Raw genomic sequence first — 20885 nt, 5'->3', positions numbered from 1 at the left:
CGATATTTATCCTTCGATCATGGAAACGCAGTCCGGTGCACGCACCCCCCTCGTCGACCCGTTCGGTCGCGAGCTCGAGGAGTGGCTCCGTGACGCCCCGGCGACGCGCGCCCCGTACCTGTCGGACCTCGTGGTCCCGCCGGTCACCGGGCCCGTGCAGCGTCCGGACGCAGCGTCGGACGCCCCCGTCGAGCCCGCCACGACCAGCGGCGCCGCGGCCGTCGTCGACGCCGGTGTGCCGGCCGACGACTCCGCCTTCCGTCGCCCCCGCGACCGCGCTCGGCACGCCGCGGTCTGCGCGCCGTCCTTCCCCGAACCGCCGGAGCGCCTCGCCCTCCGCATCGAGGACCTCGCCGTCGAGGTGTCCTCGGCCAGCGGGCGCACCACGATCGAGCGCATCGTGATCCTCGAGGACGAGGTCCGTCGTCGTGACGAGGACCTCGCTCGCCTCGCCGCGTGGGAGGCAACCGTCGCCGGACAGCGCGACCCCGAGGTCGAGGCCGCTCGGGCGTTCGCCCACTCCGTCTTCGCGGACCTGCTGGCCGATGCCGCGCTCGAGGCCGATCGTCGTGACCGTGCCGCGGCGCGGCGTGCGGCGACGGGCAGCGTGCCGGTCGCCGGCGTGCCCGCGTCGGCCGCCGTCCCGGCACCCGCCGTCGTCACCGCCGTCGTCACCCCGACGGGCTCCGCACCCGCTCCCGCACTCGTGGACGCGACCGAGGTCGTGGACGCGATCGACGCCCCCGAAGCGACCACGCCGGGACGCGACGAGCCCGCTCGACCGGTGCTGTCCCTCCCGGTCGTCTCACCGGTGTCCGCGAACACGCGACCCACGCCGCTCGTCCAGCCCGCGACCGGGCCGACCGTGATCGACCGTGCCGCGTTCGCCGCCGCGCTGACGGCGCACTCCGGCGCGACGGCGAGCACGCCCGTCGTGCTCCCGGAGGCCGTCGTCCCGACGACCGCCGAGACCGCCGCCCACGCGCCCGCCGCGCACACGCCCACTGGGCACCCCGCCCACGCAGCCGACGTCGCGTCCGAGGACCGTGCCTCCGCCGGGTGGTGGACGCGCTTCGTCGCCGTCATCATGCGCGCGTTCGGTCGCCGCTGATCCACCGGGCAGCCGCGCGTCGCCCGTCGTCCACAGTGCTGCTCGGTCCCGTGGTCGTCCACAGGGCGCCCGGACCGACCCGGGCGGCTCGGTAGACTGACGGGATGCCGACGCTCCGCGAACTCCAGGCCGTGATCGAAGACCTGTGGCCCGCCGCCGGCGCCGAGTCCTGGGACTCCGTCGGGCTCGTGGCGGGGGACCCCGACCAGACGGTCGAGCACGTGCACCTCGCGGTCGACGCCGTCCCGGCCACCGCCCGCGAGACGGTCGAGCTCGGCGCTGACCTGCTGCTCACCCACCACCCGTTGCTGCTCCGCGGCGTCACCACGATCGCCGAGTCGACCTACAAGGGCAGCGTGCTCGCCACCCTCGTGCGCGGCGGGGCAGCCCTCGTCGCCGCGCACACCAACGCCGACGTCGTGACGACGGGCACCTCGGCCGTGCTCGCCGACCGGCTCGGCCTGACCGACCAGCGCCCGCTCGAGCCCGGTGCGGACCCGTCGACGGGCATCGGCCGCGTCGGGGTGCTCGCCGAACCGACCACGCTCGGCGCGCTCGCCCGGGCGCTGGTGGACCTCCTGCCCGGCACCGCGACCGGCGTCCGGGTCTCGGGGGAGTTCGACCGGCCCGTCCGTTCCGTCGCGCTCTGCGCCGGCGCCGGTGACGCGTACCTCGGGCACCCCGACGTGCTCGGTGCCGACGTCTACGTCACGAGCGACCTCCGGCACCACCCGGCGTCCGAGTTCCGCGAGCAGGCGATGCTCGTCGGCGGGCCCGCCCTCATCGACACCTCCCACTGGGCCACCGAGTGGCTCTGGCTCGACGTCGCCGCCGAGCAACTCCGCCGCGCCGCGGGCGTCCGCGTCACCGTGAGCGACCTCCGCACCGACCCGTGGGACTTCGCCGTCCTGCCGGCCGCCGAACCCACCACCGACACACAAGGAGTCTGACCATGAAGGCAGCACCCGAGGACCAGGTCATCCTCCTCGACGTCCAGCGTCTCGACAACGACGTCACCCGGATCGCGCACCGCATCACGTCGCTGCAGAAGGGCGACCGGCTCACCGAGCTCAGCACCACGGCGGCGGGGCTGCGCGCCCAGCTCGCGGCGGCCACCGGCGAGGTCGAGGACGCCGAGCGCGAACTCGCCCGCCTCGAGTCCGACACCGCCACGGCGCAGGCCCGTGTGGAGCGTGACACCACGATGCTCCAGAACGTCTCCAGCGCGAAGGACGCCGCTGGTCTCCAGAGCGAGCTCGAGTCGCTGCAGCGCCGCATCGGGGACCTCGAGACGGCCGAACTCGAGGTCATGGAGAACCTCGACGGCTTCCGTGCCCGCGTCGGTGACATCGAAGCGCAGCTCGCCGACGTCGAGGCCGCACGTGCCGGACTCGTGGCCGAACGCGACGCCGAGATCGCCCGGCTCGAGTCCGACCGCGAATCGGCCACGCAGAGCCGTGCCGCCGTCGCCGCGAAGGTGCCGGCGGACCTCCTCGCGCTGTACGACCGGCAGCGGGCGCGGTACGGGTTCGGTGCCTCGCTGCTGCAGGGCGGGGTGTCCACGGCGTCCGGCGTGACGCTCACGAACTCCGACCTGCAGACGATCCGGCGGGCTGCGCCCGACGACGTCGTGCTCTGCCCCGACAGCGACGCGATCCTGGTGCGGACGGCGGAGTCCGGGCTCTAGTCGCGACCTGACGACGGACGGGAGGCGCGGTGCCGGCTGGCACCGCGCCTCCCGTCCGTCGCGTGCGTGCGCTGGTCGCGTCACGTCGCACGTGGGCGCAGTGTGCGAGGTCTCGCGCTGCGTGCGAGGGCGCTGGCGTCGCACGCAGCACGGAACCTCGCACAGTGCCGCGGTCGGCGCGCGACCCGCGCTTGCACGCCGAGCGTGGGGTGCGAATGGGCCGGCCGTACGCCGGGTTCTGTCTCGCCGCTCGCGCGGCGGTGACGGCCATCTCTCTCGGACCGACGTTGCCGTCGGCCTCCAGCGGTCTACCCGAGGACTCGGCGAGCAGCCTCAGCGTCCTCTGTCTGACCTTGCTCCGGGCGAGGTTTACCGAGCGGATCCGGTCACCCGGACCCCTGGTGGTCTCTTACACCACCGTTTCACCCTTACCGACGTCGCCGCCGGCGGTCTGCTTTCTGTGGCACTGTCTCGCGGATTGCTCCGGGTGGGTGTTACCCACCGCCCTGCTCTGTGGAGCCCGGACGTTCCTCGGCACTCCCGGGGGAGTGACGCGACCGTCTCACCGACCCATTCGCGAGCACGAGTCTACCGGGCACGGACGCCGAGGTCGCGCGAAGTGCCGTCCGGACGAGACGCGGGCGGCACCTTGTGCGACCTCGGCAGGACGCGCGCGGCGTGTCGTGCGACCTCGGCGTCCGGGCGAGCCGCGTCCGGCGCTCCGGCGCGTCAGGCGCTCCGCGCGGCCAGGGTCGCGGCGCCGATGATGCCCGCGTTGTTCCGGAGCGTCGCCGGGATGATGTCCGCCTGCAGGTCGAGCAGCGGCAGGAACTCCTCGTACTGCTTCGAGACCCCGCCGCCGACGACGAAGAGCTCCGGGGAGAGCAGGGCCTCGAGCGTGGAGTAGTACTTCTGCAGCCGCTTCGCCCAGTGCTTCCACGACAGGTCGTCGCGCTCCTTCGCGGCGAACGAGGCGCGGGACTCGGCGTCGTGCCCGTCGATCTCGAGGTGCCCGAGCTCCGAGTTCACGATGAGCACGCCGTCGTTGATGAGCGCCGTGCCGATGCCGGTGCCGAGCGTCGTGACGACGACCAGGCCGTCCTTGCCCTTCGCCGCACCGAACTGCTGCTCGGCGAACCCGGCGGCGTCGGCGTCGTTGACGAAGTGGATGGAGCGGCCGAGCTCCTTCTCGAAGAGCGCCTCGGCCTCGAAACCGATCCACTTCTTCGAGACGTTCGCCGCGGACATGGTCTTGCCGTCGCGGACGATCGCCGGGAAGCAGACCCCGACGGGCACGTCCGACGCCGGAGCGAGCTCGTCGAGGATGGACGCGGCCACGGCGACGATGTCGTGCGGCTTCCCGCCCTCCGGCGTGGCCTTCTTGATCCGGTCGGTGGTGAGTTCGCCGGTGGAGACGTCGACGATCGCGCCCTTGATGCCCGTACCGCCGATGTCGACGCCGACTGCGAGGGAGGTCATGAGGAGCCTTTCGATGTGGAGGTCAGGAGACCGTGAGGAGTTCCGCGCCGCGCTCGGTGACGACGAGGGTGTGTTCGAACTGTGCGGTCCACGACTTGTCCCGGGTGGAGACGGTCCAGTCGTCGGCCCAGATGTCGGCGTCGATGCCGCCGAGCGTGAGCATCGGCTCGATCGTGAAGACCATGCCGGGCTCCATGACGTCGTCGAAGCGCGGTGCGTCGTAGTGGGGGATGATCAGCCCGGAGTGGAACGCCCGTCCGACGCCGTGGCCGGTGTAGTCGCGGACGACGCCGTAGCCGAAGCGCTTCGCGTACGCCTCGATGGCGCGGCCGATGACGTTCACCTGCCGGCCCGGGGCGACGGCCTTGATCCCGCGCTCGAGGGCGAGTCGCGTGCGGGTCACGAGGTCCTCGACCTCCTGCGACGCCTGCCCGACGACGAAGGTGCGGTTCGTGTCGCCGTGCATCCCGTCCTTGTAGGCGGTGATGTCGATGTTGACGAGGTCGCCCTCCTGTAGGACGGTGTCGTCGGGGATGCCGTGGCAGATGACCTCGTTGAGGCTCGAGCAGAGGGACTTCGGGTAGCCGCGGTAGCCGAGCGTCGAGGGGTAGGCGCCGTGCGCGACGACGAACTCGTGGCCGATCCGGTCGAGCTCGTCCGTCGTGACACCGGGGCGGATCGCTGCGCCGACGGCGTCGATGGCCTGGGAGGCGATGCGCCCGGCGGTCCGGATCCGCTCGACCTCGTCCGGGGTGTACGTGTCGCCGAGTCCGTGCTCGTGCGGCTCGGCCTTGCCGACGTACTCCGGACGCTCGATCTCCTTCGGGACGGACCGCTGCGGGGAGATGCGGCCGGCGGTCAGGTGTCCGTGTTCGTCCCGGGGCATGCGGACCACTCTAGCCGGGGCCGCGTGTCGCGCGGACGCGACCGCCTGGAGGCGCGGTGCCGGCCCGACGGACGCCAGCCGCGCCTCCAGGCGGTCACCCAGCGCGCGGGGCGCGGCCCGCCCGCACCGCCGCCGCCCCACCTGGGTACGGTGGCGGCATGAGTGACGAACGCATCGAGTCCCAGTGGTGGTTCAACGAGAAGACGCACGCCGTCGAGCAGGGCCCGCAGTCGCCGCAGCGCGACCGGATCGGCCCGTTCGCCTCGCGTGAGGAAGCGCAACACGCCCTGGACCGGATCAAGGCGAACAACGAGCGTTGGGACGACGAAGACCAATAGGCTGAGACTCCCAGCTGGACCAGCTGCACCACGGAAAGGGCGTCAATGGACAAGCAGACGGACTTCGTGCTCCGCACCATCGAGGAGCGGGGCATCAAGTTCATCCGACTCTGGTTCACGGACGTCATCGGGACCCTGAAGTCCGTGGCGATCGCCCCGGCCGAGGTCGAGGGCGCGTTCGCCGAGGGCATCGGGTTCGACGGCTCCGCGATCGAGGGCCTCACTCGCTCGTACGAGGCGGACGTCCTGGCCCACCCGGACCCGTCGACGTTCCAGATCCTCCCGTGGCGCGGCGAGATCGACCCGACCGCGCGGATGTTCTGCGACATCACGACGCCGGACGGTCAGCCCGCCGTCGCCGACCCGCGCAACGTGCTCAAGCGCACGCTGGCGAAGGCGAGCGAGCGCGGCTTCACGTTCTACACACACCCCGAGATCGAGTTCTACCTGCTGAAGAGCCGCGACTGGAAGGACGGCGGTCCGCAGCCCGTCGACCGTGCCGGCTACTTCGACAACGTCCCCGGCGGCAGCGCGCACGACTTCCGTCGCCGGTCCGTCCGGATGCTCGAGGACCTCGGCATCTCGGTGGAGTTCTCCCACCACGAGGCCGGCCCCGGCCAGAACGAGATCGACCTCCGCTACGCCGACGCACTGACGATGGCGGACAACATCATGACGTTCCGCACCGTCGTGAAGGAGGTCGCGATCGAGCAGGGCGTCTACGCGACGTTCATGCCGAAGCCGATCTCCGGCCAGCCGGGCTCGGGCATGCACACGCACGTGTCGCTGTTCGAGGGCGACCAGAACGCCTTCTACGAGGCGGGCGGTCAGTACCAGCTGTCCGACACCGCGAAGCACTTCATCGCCGGCGTCCTCAAGCACGCGCCGGAGATCACCGCCGTCACGAACCAGTTCGTGAACTCGTACAAGCGCCTCTGGGGCGGTGACGAGGCCCCGTCGTTCGTGACCTGGGGCCACAACAACCGCTCGGCCCTCGTGCGCGTCCCGCTGTACAAGCCGAACAAGGGCCAGTCCGCCCGCATCGAGTACCGCGGCATCGACTCGGCGGCGAACCCGTACCTCGCGTACTCGCTGCTGCTGGCCGCGGGGCTCAAGGGCATCGACGAAGGCTACGAGCTCCCACCAGAGGCCGAGGACAACGTCTGGAGCCTGTCCGACTCCGAGCGCCGTGCCCTCGGCTACAGCCAGCTGCCGGCGAGCCTCGACCACGCGCTGAGCCTCATGGAGGACTCGGAACTCGTGGCGGAGACGCTCGGCGAGCAGGTCTTCAACTTCGTGCTGCTGAACAAGCGCCAGGAGTGGAAGGCCTACCGCGACCAGGTCACGCCGTTCGAGCTCGACACGAACCTCGGCGCGCTCTGACGGCACCGGGGGCACGCACCACATGACCGGTCGGACGACGACGTCGCGTTCCGAGTTGGCCCGCCTGGGCTTCGCGGAGCTGTCGGAGAGCCTGGAACGCATCGCCGACCTGGAGGCGCGGTTCGGCCCCGACCTGCAGGTGCCGGTGAGCGGGTCCCCGGCACTGTGGGAGTCCACGGCCGATCCGGACGGCGCACTCCGCGCGCTCGAGCGGCTGCTCGAGCGCGCGCCGGACGAACTGCGTCCGGTCCTCGCGGACGACGCCGCCACCGAACGGCTCGTGCGACTCCTCGGGGCGTCGGTCGGGCTCGGTGAGTTCCTGCACCGCCGTCCGGCGGAGATCGACCTGCTCCTGGCGCCCGTGACGGCGCCGTGGTCGCAGCAGGAGTACACCGACTCGTTGGTCGCCGCGATCGACGGTGCCACGGGCGAGGACGCCCGACTCCGGCTCCGGGTGCGCTACCGTCGGCACCTCGCCCAGATCGCGCTGTTCGACGTCCTGAACGCCGCGCCGACCGAGGCCTTCCCAGCCGTCGCGGCCGGGCTGGCCGACCTCGCCGGGGCCGCGCTCGAGGCCGCGGTGGACGTCGCCCGGCGCGAGGTCCCGTTCCCCGCGGCCGACGTCGAGGCGACACCGCTCGCCGTCATCGCGATGGGCAAGGCCGGGGCCCGCGAACTCAACTACGTCAGCGACGTCGACGTCATCTTCGTGACCGAGCCGACCCGCGTCGACGAGGCCGGTACGGGCGTGGGGACCGACCGTGCCGTGCTCATCGCCACGCGGCTGGCGATCGCGGCCACGCACGCCATCACCGACCTCGCGGCCGAACCGGCGCTGTGGGAGGTCGACGCGAACCTCCGGCCGGAGGGCAAGGACGGCGCACTCGTCCGGACGCTCGACTCGCACGTGGCGTACTACGAGCGCTGGGCGAAGGAGTGGGAGTTCCAGGCCCTGCTCAAGGCGCGGCCGATCGCGGGTTCGGTCGACCTGGGGGAGCGCTACGCCACCGCGGTCGCCGGCTTCGTGTGGACGTCCGCGCAGCGACCGGGGTTCGTCGAGTCCGTGCAGCGCATGCGGCAGCGGGTCACCGACAACATCCCCGACGACGAGGTCGACCGGCAGCTCAAGCTCGGGCCGGGCGGTCTGCGCGACGTCGAGTTCACCGTGCAGCTCCTGCAGCTCGTGCACGGCCGCGACGACGAGACCGTGCGGGTCCGGTCCACGCTCGAGGCGATGGACGCGCTCACCGACGCCGGCTACGTCGGCCGTGCCGAGGCCGCCCGCTTCGGGCCGGACTACGCCCTGCTCCGCTTGCTCGAACACCGCATCCAGCTCCGACGCCTGCAGCGCACCCACCTGATGCCCTCCGACGAGGACGAGCTCCGGGTGCTCGCGCGGTCGAGCGGTCTCGCGCGGTCCGCTGCGGCGCTCGAGACACGGTGGCGTGCCGTGAAGCTCGAGGTCCGCGGCCTGCACGAGCGCCTGTTCTACCGACCGCTCCTGTCCGCGGTGGCCGCGAGCGACGGCGACATCGTGCTCACCAGCGACCAGGCGGTCGACCGGCTCGGCGCGATCGGCTTCGCGGACCCCGCCGGGGCACTCGGTCACATCCGGGCACTGACGCAGGGCACGAGCCGCCGGGCGGCGATCCAGCGGAACCTCCTGCCGGTACTCCTGCGATGGATGGCCGAGGGACCGGCACCGGACCGAGCGCTCCTGGCCTTCCGCCGGCTGAGCGACACCCTGGGGGAGTCGAGCTGGTTCCTCCGCATGCTCCGGGACTCCTCCGGCGCGGCGCACTCGCTCACCACCGTGCTCTCGGAGTCGGCGTTCCTGTCCGGGCTGCTCGAACGCTTCCCCGAGGCGGTGGCATGGCTCGACGAACCGGAGGCGCTGCTGCGCCCCCGGCCGATCGAGTCGCTGCTCGCCGAGGTCACGGCGACGACGGCACGGCACGGGGACGACGTGGACGGCGCGGCCGCTCTGGTCCGGTCCGCCCGCCGGCGTGAGACGCTCCGGCTCGGCATGGCCGCCGTCCTCGGACACCTCGACGTCGATGCCCTCGGCCCGGCGTTGAGCGACGTCACCGAGTCGACCCTGGCCGGTGCCCTCACGCTCGCGCGACGGGACGCCCCGGCAGGCCTGGAGTTCGGCGTCATCGCGATGGGGCGGTACGGCGGCCGTGAGCTCGGCTTCGGCTCGGACGCCGACGTCCTCTACGTGTACCGGGCGACCGAGGACGTCCCGTCCGAACAGGCTTCGCGAGCGGCGCAGACCATCGTGCGGGAGCTCGCCCGGTTGACCGACGACGCGATCCACCCGTTCGACCTCGACATCGACCTCCGCCCCGAGGGCAAGAACGGCCCCGTGGTGCGCACGCTCGACTCCTACGGCGCGTACTACGCCCGCTGGTCGCTCACGTGGGAGGCCCAGGCGCTGCTCCGGGCCCGTGGGGCGGTCGGGGACGCGCAGCTCCTGCGTGACTTCGAGCACCTCGCCGACCGCACGCGCTACCCGGAGCACATCGACGACCAGCAGGTGCGCGAGGTCCGACGCATCAAGGCCCGCGTCGAGTCCGAACGCCTCCCGCGCGGTGCGGACCCCGCCCGGCACCTCAAGCTCGGCCGCGGTTCCCTGAGCGACGTGGAGTGGTTCGTCCAGCTCCTCCAGCTGCAGCACGCGCTGACGATCCCCGGCCTCCGGACGACGTCCACGCTCGAGGCGCTCGACGCCGCCCGCGACGCCGGACTCGTCGCCCCCGACGACGCCGAGCGTCTCGGTGCCGCCTGGCGCTTCGCCTCGCGGACCCGGAGCGCGCTCGTGCTCTGGTCGGGCAAGACCACCGACGTGCTGCCCGTCGACCGCGTGCAGCTCGAGGGCATCGCACGCCTGATGGAGTACCCGCCGGGGTCCGCCTCGGAACTCGAGGAGGACTACCTCGGGGTCACCCGCCGGGCACGTCAGGTCTTCGAGCGCGAGTTCTACGGCGCCTGACGCCCGTCGCGACACGCCCGGACCGACGTGTTTCGCAGCGAGTTGACACGTCCTCGGAAGTGAATTCTCCGTAACGTGCAGCGTCCCCCGTTCGACATCTGCCTGTACCCCGGCCGGTCGAACTCCGGCGTCCGTTACCGGGACGTGATCCTGCTGGCCACGTCGACGCGAGGCGACGGCCGGAGCTGCTCGCGGCGCGCCCGGCGACCATCACCTGAACAGGGCTTTCGCTGGGGGTCGAGCCGCGCCTCCTGGGCCGTCCACCACCCGTACAGGGTGAGTGGCAGGGTGAACGCGGTCCACCGGAGTGCTGTCAGCACCAGTGCGGACACGATGACCACACGCGGAGGGGGACCGTGGTGTACCCCGTAACGTGCCCGTAACGCCCCCGGTCGGGGGTCGCGTTGCGCACCGGGTCACGGTTCTGCATCAATGGGGTCACCCGAACCGGCCCTGATTCCCCAACGACGCGGAATCTCCACCTCGAACGTTGAAGCAGGGATCGATGTTCACCTTCATTCTGCAGATCAGGCAGATGGTCGAAGGGCACCCCGAGTTCTACCTGTTCGCCGTGTACTCCGCGGTGATCTGGTTGCTCTGGCTGCTCAAGGTCATCCTGTCCGCCCGCTACCGCCCCTACACCGGCACCTACACCGGCACCACGAGCGTCGTCGTCCCCGTCGTGGACGAACCGCTCGACCTCTTCCGCGACGTGATCGGCCGCATGGTCGAGCAGCGTCCCGGCGAGATCATCGTCGTCATCAACGGCGCCCGCAACGAGGCCCTCGAAGCGGTCTGTGACGAGTTCGCCCCACTCGTCCGCTGGACGCACACGCCCATCCCGGGCAAGCGCAACGCCGTCAAGGTCGGCACCGAGATGTCCAACGGCGACATCACCGTGCTCGTCGACTCGGACACGGTGTGGACGCCCGGCACCCTCGACGAGCTGCTCAAGCCGTTCGCGGACGCCTCGGTCGGTGGCGTGACGACGCGCCAGCGCATCCTCGAGCCGACCCGCAGCTGGATCACCCGCTGGGCGGACTGGCTGGAGAACTCCCGCGCGCTGTACTCGATGCCTGCGCAGAGCGTCCTCGGCCAGATCGGCTGCCTGCCCGGGCGCACGATCGCCTTCCGCCGCGACATCCTCGTGCGCGTCATGGACCGCTTCATGCACGAGAAGTTCATGGGCGTGTTCCTCGAGGTGTCCGACGACCGGACGCTGACGAACCTCACGCTCAAGGAGGGGTACCGGACCGTCTACCAGTACACGTCGCTGGTCTACACGGACGCTCCGCTGCAGGTGAAGAAGCTGTTCAAGCAGCAGCTCCGCTGGGCCCGTGGTTCGCAGTACAACACGCTCCGGATGCTCCCGTGGATGCTCGGCCACGCGCCGATCCTCGCGGTGTTCTTCCTCACCGACATCATCCTGCCGTTCATGCTCTTCGGCGTGATCGCCGGCTGGATCTACCGCGCCTTCACCGGGCAGGGCGAGAACCTCTACCAGGGGATCCTGCAGCAGTACGGCTTCTCGACCGGCTTCGTCTACGTCGCCGCCCTCATGGTCGTCTCGTCGGTGCTCAGCATGGCGATCCGGCAGATGCGGCACCTCGCCGAGAAGCCGAGCGACTTCTTCCGCCTGCCGATGTTCATCATCGTGTCGACGTTCTTCCTCATGCCGATCCGGCTCATCGGCTTCTTCCGCCTGGCGCACGCGTCCGGCTGGGGGACCCGTGCCGGTGCGTACGCCGGTGGACCGATGGAGGAGGACCCCGCGGACGCGGTGCAGCCCTCGGCCGTCGCCACCCAGACCCCGGTGAGCCCGATCGACGCGGCGGCCCCGGCCCCGGCCGGTGGAGCCGGCTACGGCGACGACCAGCGCGCCGTGGACCGGGCGTTCGACGACCTGTTCGGCCCGGACGCCACCACCAACTCCACCGCGACGGTGCTCGCGACCCGCCGCTCGGCAGCCACTGCAGCGCAGTCGCAGTCGGCGACCGCGGCGGCCCCCGCCCCGGCACGCGTCCGTCGGTACAACCCGTACGCCGCGATCCCGTACTGCATCGGCTTCGCGATCTTCGCCCTGGAGGCCTTCCTCATTGTCTGACCTCATCCGCTCCTCAGGTGCCTGGTGGGCCCAGTCCAGCAAGCACGCACGACTCACCGCGGTCGGGACCACCGCCATCGTCCTCGTCCTCGGACTCATCACCTGGAACGTCTGGGTGTCCCCGGCGGGCTCGGTGTCCACCGCGGTCCACCAGGCGCTCGGTGTGACGCCGCCGAAGAAGAAGATCTCGGCGGCCGAGCTCCAGACGAAGCTCACGGCCGCCCAGGAGAAGATCTGGGCGCTGGAGGGCAAGCTTGACTCCTCGACCGCGCAGTCCGGCTCGCGTGCCGACCAGATCACCGAGCTCAAGGCGCAGATCGCGTCGCTGCAGTCGGACCTCGGGGCCGCCAAGGCCGCCGGGGCACGGTCTGGTGACGGCGCGTCGGGTTCGGGAGGGTCGGGCGACGGTTCCGGCAGCGGTTCCAGTGGCTCCGGTGGCTCCGGTTCCGGCAGTGGCTCCGGTGGCTCCGGTTCGGGCAGTGGCTCCGGCGGCTCCGGCAACGGTTCCGGCTCCGGCAACCACGGCGTCACGAACCCGAACGGCGGCCCCTCGAAGGACCCCGGCACGACCCCGATCTCCGTCCCGACCAAGGCGCAGATCATGGCACAGCCGGCTCGTTGGTACGGCCTCTACACCGCGCAGTCGCCCTTCAACTGGGCGGAGTACGACGAGGTCTCGCAGCAGGTCGGCAAGGCCACGAACATGGTCGGCTTCTTCCAGGGCTTCGACCAGGACTTCAACGCCACCGCCGTCCAGCGCGCGTGGGCGAATGGCCGCTTGCCGCTCATGACCTGGGAGTCCGCACCCGCCAAGACGGGCAACGACGCGAAGTACGTCCCCGGGTACACGAACGAGGACATCGTCTCGGGCAAGTTCGACGCGTACCTCACGAAGTACGCGAAGGCCCTCGCGGCGAACGGGCAGCCGATGGTCATCCGGCTCGACCACGAGATGAACGGCTCTTGGTACAACTGGTCCGAGGGGACGGCACAGCAGAACGCGGCTGGGTCCTACGTGGCGACGTGGCAGCACGTGCACGACGTCTTCCAGGCCAGCGGCGCGAACAAGTACGTCATCTGGAACTGGGCACCGAGCCGCATCGACAAGCTCGGCAACGACAAGTACATGCAGCTCGACTACCTGCGTGAGTACTACCCGGAGTCGAAGTACGTCGACTGGGTCGGGATGAGCGGGTACTACCGCACCGCCTCCGAGTCGCCGACCTTCGACAACACGTTCGGCAAGACCCTCGCCCAGCTCCGCCAGATCGCACCGGACAAGAAGATCCTCCTCAGTGAGATCGGTGCGACCGAGACCGGGACGAGCGTGACCAACGGGCAGAAGGCGAAGTGGATCACCTCGCTCTTCGACGGCCTCGCGGAACCGGCCAACGACGACGTCATCGGCTTCTCGTACTTCAGCGAGACCGCGACCACGGTCGTGGACGGCGTCCGCACCACGAACGACTGGCGACTCAACTCCCGCGCCGACAGCCTCCAGGCCTTCGTGGCCGGCATCTCGCGCACCGACACCGACTACGACCTGCAGGAGGTCAAGCAGTGACCGCTCAGAAGAAGACCGCAGACTCCCGTCCGGCACCCGTCATCAGCGTCATCGGCACCGGCTACCTCGGTGCCACCCACGCGGCCGCCATGGCCGAGATGGGCTTCGAGACCATCGGCGTGGACGTCGATCCCGCCAAGCTCGCAGCCCTGTCTGCCGGTGAGGTCCCGTTCTACGAGCCCGGACTGCCGGAGCTCATCACGAAGCACGTCGCCAGCGGCAAGCTCCGCTTCACGGCGTCGCTACCCGAGGCCGTGGCCGCGGCCGACGTCCACTTCGTCTGCGTCGGGACGCCGCAGCGCGCCGGGTCGCACGCCGCGAACCTCACCTACGTCGAGAACGCCACCCGCGGTGTCGCCGAGAACCTGACGCACCCCGGCCTCATCGTCGGCAAGTCGACGGTCCCGGTGGGCACGGCCGAGCGGCTCCGCGGCATCGTCCGCGAGTTCACCCCGTCGGGCATCGACGCCGAGCTCATCTGGAACCCCGAGTTCCTGCGCGAGGGCAAGGCCGTCGACGACACGCTGCACCCGGACCGGCTCGTCTGGGGCGGTGCCTCCGCATCGGCCGACGCCGTGATCCGCGAGGTCTACGCCGCACCCATCGCCGAGGGCACCCCGGTCATCACGACCGACCTCGCCACGGCGGAGCTCGTCAAGGTCAGCGCGAACGCGTTCCTCGCCACGAAGATCTCGTTCATCAACGCGATCTCCGAGATGTGCGCGATCACCGGTGCGGACGTGTCGACCCTGGCGGACGCCCTCGGGCACGACGCCCGCATCGGCCGGAAGTTCCTGAACGCCGGCCTCGGCTTCGGCGGTGGCTGCCTGCCGAAGGACATCCGGGCGCTCATGCACCGCGCGAACGAGCTCGGTGCCGGTCGTGTCGTCGGCCTCATGCAGCAGGTCGACGAGATCAACATGGGGCAGCGCGAGCGCGTCATCGACATGACGATCGACGCGCTCGGCGGCTCCGTGCTGAACCGTCGCGTGGCCGTGGTCGGGGCGGCGTTCAAGCCCCTCACCGACGACGTCCGCGACTCGCCGGCGCTCAACGTCGCCGCTGCGCTGCACCTCCGCGGCGCCCAGGTCACCCTGTGGGACCCGGAGGCGATGGAGACCGCCCGCCGCTCCTTCCCGACGCTCACCTACTCGTCGTCGATGGAGGGTGCGATCGAGGACGCCGATGTCGTGCTCGTCCTCACCGAGTGGGACGAGGTCATCGCTGCCGACCCCGCGGCGCTCGCCTCGATCGTGGGGCGTCGCACGGTGATCGACGCCCGCAACTGCCTCCCGGTCGCCGACTGGGTCAAGGCGGGTTGGACCGTCCGTTCCCTGGGACGGCCCACTCCGGTCACGGGTGCACCCGTGAGCGTCGCTGCGGGGACGAACGACGCGGTGGCCACCGCGCGGTAGTCACCCGGACGCGAAGCGGGGTCTGTGCCGGGGCGGCACGGGCCCCGTTCTCGTGTGCCCGGCGCGTTCGGGCGCACCTGGTCGAAACGGGCGTACCTGGTCGGAACTTCCGACCAGGTACGCCCGATTCGTCATGGCAGCGCGCGTGTCGTGGGAAGGAACGTGCGAGGCGACCGCCTGGAGGCGCGGTGCCGGCCCGCCGGGCGTGCGCCGCGCCTCCAGGCAGGCACGTTCCCACCCGGTGGCCGGGCCCGCAGGCGAGTGTCGGCACAGCGGAACGCCCCCGCACCGGAGACCGGTGCGGGGGCGTTCGTGGTGCGGTGTGCGTCAGACGCCGAAGTAGAGCTCGTACTCGAACGGGTGCGGGCGCTGCGCGAGCGGGAGGATCTCGTTCTCGCGCTTGTAGTCGATCCAGGTCTGGATGAGGTCCTCGGTGAAGACGTTGCCCTTCGTGAGGAACTCGTGGTCCGCCTCGAGCGCGTCGAGCGCCTCGTCGAGGGAGCCGGGGACCTGGGGGATGCCCTTCGCCTCTTCCGGCGGGAGCTCGTAGAGGTCCTTGTCGACCGGCTCGTGCGGCTCGATGCGGTTCTGGATGCCGTCGAGGCCCGCCATCAGCTGCGCGGCGAACGCGAGGTACGGGTTGCCCGAGGCGTCCGGCGCGCGGAACTCGATGCGCTTGGCCTTGGGGTTCGTGCCCGTGATCGGGATGCGGATCGCGGCGGAGCGGTTACCGGCCGAGTAGACCAGGTTGACCGGGGCCTCGAAGCCCTTCACCAGACGGTGGTACGAGTTGATCGACGGGTTCGTGAAGGCGAGCAGCGCCGGTGCGTGCTTGAGGATGCCGCCGATGTACCAGCGGGCGAGGTCGGACAGGCCGCCGTAGCCGTTCTCGTCGTAGAACAGCGGCTTGCCGTCGCTCCAGAGGGACTGGTGGGTGTGCATGCCCGAACCGTTGTCACCGAAGAGCGGCTTCGGCATGAACGTGGCGACCTTGCCCCACTGGTCGGCGGTGTTCTTGACGATGTACTTGAACTTCAGGATGTCGTCCGCAGCGTGGACCATCGTGTCGAACTTGTAGTTGATCTCCTGCTGACCGCCGGTGCCCACCTCGTGGTGCGAGCGCTCGAGCTCGAAGCCCGCCTCGATCAGCTTGAGGGTGATGTCGTCGCGGAGGTCGGCCGTCTTGTCGACCGGCGACACGGGGAAGTAGCCGCCCTTGTAGGGGGTCTTGTTGGCGAGGTTGCCGCCCTCTTCCTCACGACCGGTGTTCCAGGCGCCCTCTTCGGAGTCGACCGAGTAGAACGACTTGTTCTGGGTGACCGAGTAGCGGACGTCGTCGAAGATGTAGAACTCGGCCTCGGGGGCGAAGAACGCGGTGTCCGCGATGCCCGTCGACGCGAGGTACTTCTCCGCCTTCTTGGCGACCTGACGCGGGTCACGGCCGTAGATCTCGCCGTTCCGCGGGTTGTAGATGTCGAAGATCATGATCAGCGTGCGCTCGGCGCGGAACTGGTCGATGTACGCCGTCGTCACGTCGGGGATGAGCTGCATGTCGGACTCGTGGATCGACGCGAAGCCGCGGATCGAGGAGCCGTCGAAGAGCTGGCCGACCGAGAAGAAGTCCTCGTCGACGGTGGAGGCCGGGATGTTGAAGTGCTGCTGCACACCCGGCAGGTCCGTGAACCGGATGTCGAGGAACTTGACGTCGGTGTCCTTGATGAAGGCCAGGACCTCGGAGGAATCGCTGAACATGTGGGCCGATCTCCAATGGGTTGGGTGATGTCGGAGGGTCCATCTCGGCACCCTCCGACGAGGCTATTGACACCGAGTTTCCCGGACATGACTGGATTGTTTCGTGCGTGTTACGTCGACCCGTTCGCCTACGCTGGGACCATGGCCCGCAGCACCAGTTCGTCGTCCGCGTCGTCCTCCGGGGGATCGGGGCATCCCGACGGCTGGCCGGGCAAGGACCTCGGTCTGCCGGAAGAGGGGCCCCGCAGCGTCGGGCGGATCGGCCGCCGGATCGTGGCCCTGCTGATCGACGGTGCGCTGGCCGACCTCGTGGCGTACGTCACCGGTGTGTGGTCGCCCGTGAACGGCTCGGGGGACATCGCGCACTCGTGGATCCAGATCGCGATCTTCGCCGTGTTGCAGATCCTGTTCATCTGCCTGCTGTCGGGGTCGTTCGGGCACGTGTGCGTCGGACTCCGAGTGGTGCCGATGCGCGGCGGGTACGTCGGGGTCTGGCGGCCGGTGGTGCGGACGGTGCTGCTGTGCCTGGTCGTGCCGGCGCTGATCATCGACCGCGACAGCCGTGGGGCGCACGACCGGATCGCGGGGACGGTGTTGGTGCGGCGCTGAGGGGGCTGCGGCCGGGGCCGGGCGCGGGGCCGGGGCCGCGGCTTCGCGAGGCCGCTCCCGGCTGCGCGGTGCCGCTCGGTGTCGCTCGGTGTCGCTCGGTGTTGATCGGTGCGAGGTTCCGTTCTCGGTGGCAGCCACCGGCCGTCCCACGGTGCGCGGAACCTCGCACGCTGCAGCGCGGACCTCGCACGGTGCGACGTGCACCCCGCACCTGCGCCCCCGCCGCGCGGACGCAGAACGCCCCCGACCTGGCACGGTCGGGGGCGTTCGTCGTCTGTGGGGGAGTCCGTCAGCGCGGACGTCCCGCGCGGGCCCGCATCGGGTCCATCCCCTTCGGGATCGCCGCGGCCGGGCTCTGCGTGAGGGAGTCGAGCCGGTTCGCGACCGCGAGGACCTCGTTGCGGTTGAGCGCCTTCTTGAACTTGTTCATGGCACGGGGGAGCTTGTGCAGCGTCACGGAGTCGTCACCGTCGCCGTCCTTGCCGCTGGCCACGTGCACGACGTGCACCGGGACGTTCGGGACGATGCGCTGGACCTTGCGGCGCTCCTCGTCGACCTGGCGGTTGAGGTTGCCACGCTGGCCCTCGGTGATGAGCACGACGCCCGGGGTGCCGACGGCCCGGTAGACAGCGGCCTGCGAACGACCGTGCACCGCGACCGGCATCTCGCTCGAGCGCCACTGACGGCGGAGCGAGTTCGACAGCACGGCACCCACGGCACCGGGCTGCCCCTCGATCTGCGAGTAGGCGGCACGTTCGGCCAGGCGACCGAGGACGATCAGGAAGAGCAGCACACCCAGCAGCACGCCGGCCACGATCCAGAGGATGATCGCGAGCCAGTTCTGCCCGGGCAGCAGCAGGGCGAGCAGGACGCCCAGCACCACCGGGACGACGAACGCCAGGGCGAACCACCAGACGGAGCTCGGGTCCGCCCGACGGGTCATCGTGAAGACCTGGTACATCTGCTTGAGACGACCCGGCTCCTTCGCCGTCGTACCTTGAGAACTGCTGCGTGCCATGCGACCAGGATACGGCCTGTCCCGACTTCCGAGGACCGTCGATGCTCTGGCTGTGGGCGAACAGCGTTCTCCACAGGACGGCGTCCCGTCCGCCGGAGGCTGGGCGGGCCCGGCCAGGCTGTCCGGATGCAGACGCTCCCCGATCACGTCCGGTGGCACGCGGTGGACGACGAGCAGCCGTTGCTCGCCTGGGTCGCCGACCGCGCCGCCGTCGCCCCGGAGCCCTCGGCACGGCACCTCGTCCCGGTCGTCGACATCGGCCGACTGGCGGACGGACGGCTCGCCGTCGATGTCCTCCGTCCCGCGGGGACGGTGCTGTCCGCGGCACTCGACACCCTCGGCACGCCGACCACCGGTGTCGCCGTGACGCTCACCGTGCCGATGCTCGAGCTCGCGGTGACCGAACGGTCCGGCGCGGTGCAGATCGGCTCCGCGGGGCTCGACGACGTCCTGGTGGACGATGCCGGTGCGGTCGTGCTGTGCGACCGGCCACCCGGGTCGGACGGCGTCCGTCGGTCCGACCAGAGCGGCGCGAGGGTCCTGGTCCTCGCGGCCCGGCTGGTGTGGGAGCGGACCGACGCACGCGCGCCGGACCGTCCGGCCGTCGATGGTGCCCTCGCCGAGGCCATCGACGGCGACACGACGGCGGTGCGTGCGGCGTTGGCGGTGGTCCGGGCCGCCGCGGCGCCGCGCCCGATCCGCTGGGAACGGCCGTCGGACGACCTGCTCGTCGGGTTGCCCGAGCGCACGTCGATGCCACCGGGGTCGGCTGGTTCCCTCGAGACGGCGCTGCGCGGGGTCGTCGAGCACGGCCTCCCGATCGGCGGTGGGAGACGGCTGCCGCTCCGACGCGCGCTCATGGGGGTCGTGGTCGCCGCGGGGCTGACCGCGGCGGCGGTCTTCACGATCGGCTGAACACGCCAGCAACGGGGAACGGCCCCGATCCACGGTGGGATCGGGGCCGTCCGGAGTACGACGAGCGCTGGGCTCAGTACCCGAGGTTCGGGCCGAAGTTGCCCTCCTCGAGGCGGTTCTTCACCGCGACGAGGTAGCGCGACGCGTCGGCGCCGTCGATGATCCGGTGGTCGTACGACAGCGCGAGGTAGACGAACGAACGGATCGCGATGGCCTCTTGCCCGTCGACCTTCACGACCGCCGGACGCTTCGTCACGATGCCCGTGCCGAGGATCGCCGACTGCGGCAGGAACACCACGGGGGTGTCGAACAGCGCGCCACGCGAACCGGTGTTCGTCAGCGTGAACGTGCCACCCGCGAGCTCGTCCGGCTTGAGCTGGTTGTTGCGGGTGCGCTCGGCGAGGTCCGCGATCGACTGCGAGAACTGCGCCAGGTTCAGCGACGCCGCGTCCTTGATCACCGGGGTGAGCAGGCCGCGCTCGGTGTCCACCGCGATCGAGACGTTCTCGGTCTCCGGGTAGACGATCTCCTCGCCCTCGACGGTCGAGTTGATCTTCGGGTGCGCCTTGAGCGCCTCGGACGCCGCGAGGGCGAAGAACGGCATGAAGGAGAGCTTCGAACCGGTCTTCTCGAGGAACTCTGCCTTGTGCGCGTCACGGAACTGCGCGACCTTCGTCACGTCCACCTCGACGACGCTGGTGAGCTGCGCGGTCGAGGTCATCGACTGCACAGCGCGCTCTGCGACGACCTTGCGGAGGCGGGTCATCTTCTCGCGGGTGCCACGCAGCGGCGAGACCTCGGCGACGAACGGACCGGCCGGGGCCGCAGCGGCGGAACCACCGGCAGCCGGGGCCTTCGCAGCGGCTTCGGCAGCGGCGAGGACGTCTTCCTTGCGGATTCGTCCGCCGACGCCGGAGCCGGTGACGGTCGAGAGGTCGACACCCTGCTCGTTCGCGAGCTTGCGCACGAGCGGGGTGACGTAGCCGGAGGCCGAGGCGTCCTGCGTCGGGTTCGGCACCGAGGCGCTGGCGGCCGAGCCACCCGAGGCGGCAGCCGGAGCCGGAGCGGCAGCCGGAGCCGGGACCGCTGCCGGCGGGGCAGCGGCGGGCGGCGGGACCGGAGCGGCCTGCGGCACCGGGGCGGCGGCGGGCGGTGCTGCCGGGGCCTGCGGCGCAGCGGGCTGCGTCTGACCGGCGGGGGCCGGCTCGGGCTCGGTCGACTCCGGGGCAGGGGTCTCGGACTCCTGCTCGGTGCTCGGCGCTGCCTCGGGCTCCTCTGCGTCGGCAGCGGCCTCGTTCGAGGACTCGTCCGACTCGGTGGAGCCACCGTCGGAGGAACCACCGTCGGACGACCCGTCGCCGATCTTCACCAGCGCGGTGCCGACCTCGACGGTCTCGTCCTCCTGCACGAGGATCTCCTCCACGACGCCGGCGATCGGCGACGGGATCTCGGTGTCGACCTTGTCGGTCGAGACCTCGAGCAGCGGCTCGTCGACCTCGACCCGGTCACCGACGTTCTTCAGCCATCGGGTCACCGTGCCCTCGGTGACGCTCTCGCCGAGCGCCGGGAGGTTGACGGATTCGCTCATCGGGTGGACTCCTCTTCGCAGGGGTGGTTCGTGGTGGTGGT

The 20885-nt window shown here is 70.8% G+C and carries 16 protein-coding genes and 1 other RNA gene; 11 read left to right on the top strand and 6 right to left on the bottom strand.

Annotation, left to right across the window (positions count from 1 at the left end; all coding sequences use genetic code 11):
- Positions 1–19: 19 nt before the first annotated feature.
- The 3 genes from JSX79_RS13045 to JSX79_RS13035 all read left to right on the top strand — a co-directional run bounded on the left by JSX79_RS13045 (position 20) and on the right by JSX79_RS13035 (position 2798).
- The gene (locus JSX79_RS13045) at positions 20–1111 is read left to right on the top strand and encodes a hypothetical protein (protein WP_229086605.1); all 1092 of its coding nucleotides are present in this window, start codon (positions 20–22) and stop codon (positions 1109–1111) included.
- A 104-nt stretch (positions 1112–1215) separates the two neighbouring features.
- Positions 1216–2061, top strand: a complete 846-nt coding sequence (locus JSX79_RS13040; protein WP_229086604.1) for a Nif3-like dinuclear metal center hexameric protein — start codon at positions 1216–1218, stop codon at positions 2059–2061.
- A 2-nt stretch (positions 2062–2063) separates the two neighbouring features.
- Complete coding sequence (locus JSX79_RS13035) at positions 2064–2798, top strand: zinc ribbon domain-containing protein (RefSeq protein ID WP_229086603.1); 735 nt, start codon at positions 2064–2066, stop codon at positions 2796–2798.
- 212 nt (positions 2799–3010) lie between these two features.
- Here JSX79_RS13035 and rnpB read toward each other — a convergent pair.
- The 3 genes from rnpB to map form a co-directional block, all read right to left on the bottom strand.
- Positions 3011–3371, bottom strand: an RNA gene (rnpB, locus tag JSX79_RS13030) — RNase P RNA component class A.
- A gap of 156 nt (positions 3372–3527) precedes the next feature.
- Positions 3528–4277: a polyphosphate--glucose phosphotransferase gene (ppgK, locus tag JSX79_RS13025; RefSeq protein ID WP_070418779.1), complete on the bottom strand. Its 750-nt coding sequence runs from the start codon at positions 4275–4277 to the stop codon at positions 3528–3530.
- A gap of 22 nt (positions 4278–4299) precedes the next feature.
- Positions 4300–5163 (bottom strand): type I methionyl aminopeptidase, encoded by an 864-nt coding sequence (gene map / locus JSX79_RS13020; RefSeq protein ID WP_229086602.1) that lies wholly within the window; start codon positions 5161–5163, stop codon positions 4300–4302.
- Between the two features lie 158 nt (positions 5164–5321).
- Between map and JSX79_RS13015 the strand changes: the two genes are divergently transcribed.
- From JSX79_RS13015 to JSX79_RS12990, 6 genes are all read left to right on the top strand, one after another.
- Complete coding sequence (locus JSX79_RS13015) at positions 5322–5501, top strand: SPOR domain-containing protein (RefSeq protein WP_070418781.1); 180 nt, start codon at positions 5322–5324, stop codon at positions 5499–5501.
- A 45-nt stretch (positions 5502–5546) separates the two neighbouring features.
- Positions 5547–6884: a type I glutamate--ammonia ligase gene (gene glnA / locus JSX79_RS13010; RefSeq protein WP_070418782.1), complete on the top strand. Its 1338-nt coding sequence runs from the start codon at positions 5547–5549 to the stop codon at positions 6882–6884.
- A gap of 22 nt (positions 6885–6906) precedes the next feature.
- Positions 6907–9879 carry a bifunctional [glutamine synthetase] adenylyltransferase/[glutamine synthetase]-adenylyl-L-tyrosine phosphorylase gene (locus tag JSX79_RS13005; protein ID WP_229086601.1) on the top strand — a complete coding sequence of 991 codons (2973 nt, stop codon included), beginning with the start codon at positions 6907–6909 and terminating at the stop codon, positions 9877–9879.
- Between the two features lie 505 nt (positions 9880–10384).
- Entirely contained in the window at positions 10385–11983 is a 1599-nt protein-coding gene (locus JSX79_RS13000) for a glycosyltransferase family 2 protein (protein WP_070418784.1), read from the top strand.
- Entirely contained in the window at positions 11976–13547 is a 1572-nt protein-coding gene (locus tag JSX79_RS12995) for a glycoside hydrolase family 26 protein (protein WP_229086600.1), read from the top strand. Before JSX79_RS13000 ends, JSX79_RS12995 begins: the two co-directional genes overlap by 8 nt.
- Positions 13544–14962 (top strand): UDP-glucose/GDP-mannose dehydrogenase family protein, encoded by a 1419-nt coding sequence (locus JSX79_RS12990; RefSeq protein ID WP_070418786.1) that lies wholly within the window; start codon positions 13544–13546, stop codon positions 14960–14962. The genes JSX79_RS12995 and JSX79_RS12990 overlap by 4 nt, the downstream gene beginning before the upstream one ends.
- A 327-nt stretch (positions 14963–15289) precedes the next feature.
- Here the strand turns inward: JSX79_RS12990 and glnA (JSX79_RS12985) are convergent, their stop codons facing one another.
- A complete protein-coding gene (gene glnA / locus JSX79_RS12985; RefSeq protein WP_092387442.1) occupies positions 15290–16714 on the bottom strand; it encodes a type I glutamate--ammonia ligase in 1425 nt (474 codons plus the stop codon).
- Positions 16715–16855: 141 nt separating this feature from the next.
- Between glnA (JSX79_RS12985) and JSX79_RS12980 the strand changes: the two genes are divergently transcribed.
- The gene (locus tag JSX79_RS12980; protein ID WP_070418788.1) at positions 16856–17323 is read left to right on the top strand and encodes an RDD family protein; all 468 of its coding nucleotides are present in this window, start codon (positions 16856–16858) and stop codon (positions 17321–17323) included.
- A 289-nt stretch (positions 17324–17612) separates the two neighbouring features.
- Here the strand turns inward: JSX79_RS12980 and JSX79_RS12975 are convergent, their stop codons facing one another.
- The gene (locus tag JSX79_RS12975) at positions 17613–18341 is read right to left on the bottom strand and encodes a DUF4191 family protein (protein ID WP_071295244.1); all 729 of its coding nucleotides are present in this window, start codon (positions 18339–18341) and stop codon (positions 17613–17615) included.
- A 126-nt stretch (positions 18342–18467) separates the two neighbouring features.
- Here JSX79_RS12975 and JSX79_RS12970 point away from each other — a divergent pair, with 126 nt between their 5' ends.
- Positions 18468–19256: a hypothetical protein gene (locus JSX79_RS12970; protein WP_229086599.1), complete on the top strand. Its 789-nt coding sequence runs from the start codon at positions 18468–18470 to the stop codon at positions 19254–19256.
- Between the two features lie 73 nt (positions 19257–19329).
- Here the strand turns inward: JSX79_RS12970 and sucB are convergent, their stop codons facing one another.
- Complete coding sequence (gene sucB, locus JSX79_RS12965; RefSeq protein WP_229086598.1) at positions 19330–20844, bottom strand: 2-oxoglutarate dehydrogenase, E2 component, dihydrolipoamide succinyltransferase; 1515 nt, start codon at positions 20842–20844, stop codon at positions 19330–19332.
- Between the last annotated feature and the right edge of the window lie 41 nt (positions 20845–20885).

It is taken from the genome of Curtobacterium sp. GD1, assembly GCF_020882855.1.
In the GTDB taxonomy this organism is placed as follows: domain Bacteria; phylum Actinomycetota; class Actinomycetes; order Actinomycetales; family Microbacteriaceae; genus Curtobacterium.
Note: the sequence above shows the minus strand (reverse complement) of the source record. Positions and strands in the feature narration are given on the sequence as shown.

Coding starts and splice junctions, on each gene's coding strand:
- JSX79_RS13045 (WP_229086605.1), top strand. CDS start 20: ATGGAAACGCAGTCCGGTGCACGCACCCCCCTCGTCGACCCGTTCGGT.
- JSX79_RS13040 (WP_229086604.1), top strand. CDS start 1,216: ATGCCGACGCTCCGCGAACTCCAGGCCGTGATCGAAGACCTGTGGCCC.
- JSX79_RS13035 (WP_229086603.1), top strand. CDS start 2,064: ATGAAGGCAGCACCCGAGGACCAGGTCATCCTCCTCGACGTCCAGCGT.
- ppgK (WP_070418779.1), bottom strand. CDS start 4,277: ATGACCTCCCTCGCAGTCGGCGTCGACATCGGCGGTACGGGCATCAAG.
- map (WP_229086602.1), bottom strand. CDS start 5,163: ATGCCCCGGGACGAACACGGACACCTGACCGCCGGCCGCATCTCCCCG.
- JSX79_RS13015 (WP_070418781.1), top strand. CDS start 5,322: ATGAGTGACGAACGCATCGAGTCCCAGTGGTGGTTCAACGAGAAGACG.
- glnA (WP_070418782.1), top strand. CDS start 5,547: ATGGACAAGCAGACGGACTTCGTGCTCCGCACCATCGAGGAGCGGGGC.
- JSX79_RS13005 (WP_229086601.1), top strand. CDS start 6,907: ATGACCGGTCGGACGACGACGTCGCGTTCCGAGTTGGCCCGCCTGGGC.
- JSX79_RS13000 (WP_070418784.1), top strand. CDS start 10,385: ATGTTCACCTTCATTCTGCAGATCAGGCAGATGGTCGAAGGGCACCCC.
- glnA (WP_092387442.1), bottom strand. CDS start 16,714: ATGTTCAGCGATTCCTCCGAGGTCCTGGCCTTCATCAAGGACACCGAC.
- JSX79_RS12980 (WP_070418788.1), top strand. CDS start 16,856: ATGGCCCGCAGCACCAGTTCGTCGTCCGCGTCGTCCTCCGGGGGATCG.
- JSX79_RS12975 (WP_071295244.1), bottom strand. CDS start 18,341: ATGGCACGCAGCAGTTCTCAAGGTACGACGGCGAAGGAGCCGGGTCGT.
- JSX79_RS12970 (WP_229086599.1), top strand. CDS start 18,468: ATGCAGACGCTCCCCGATCACGTCCGGTGGCACGCGGTGGACGACGAG.
- sucB (WP_229086598.1), bottom strand. CDS start 20,844: ATGAGCGAATCCGTCAACCTCCCGGCGCTCGGCGAGAGCGTCACCGAG.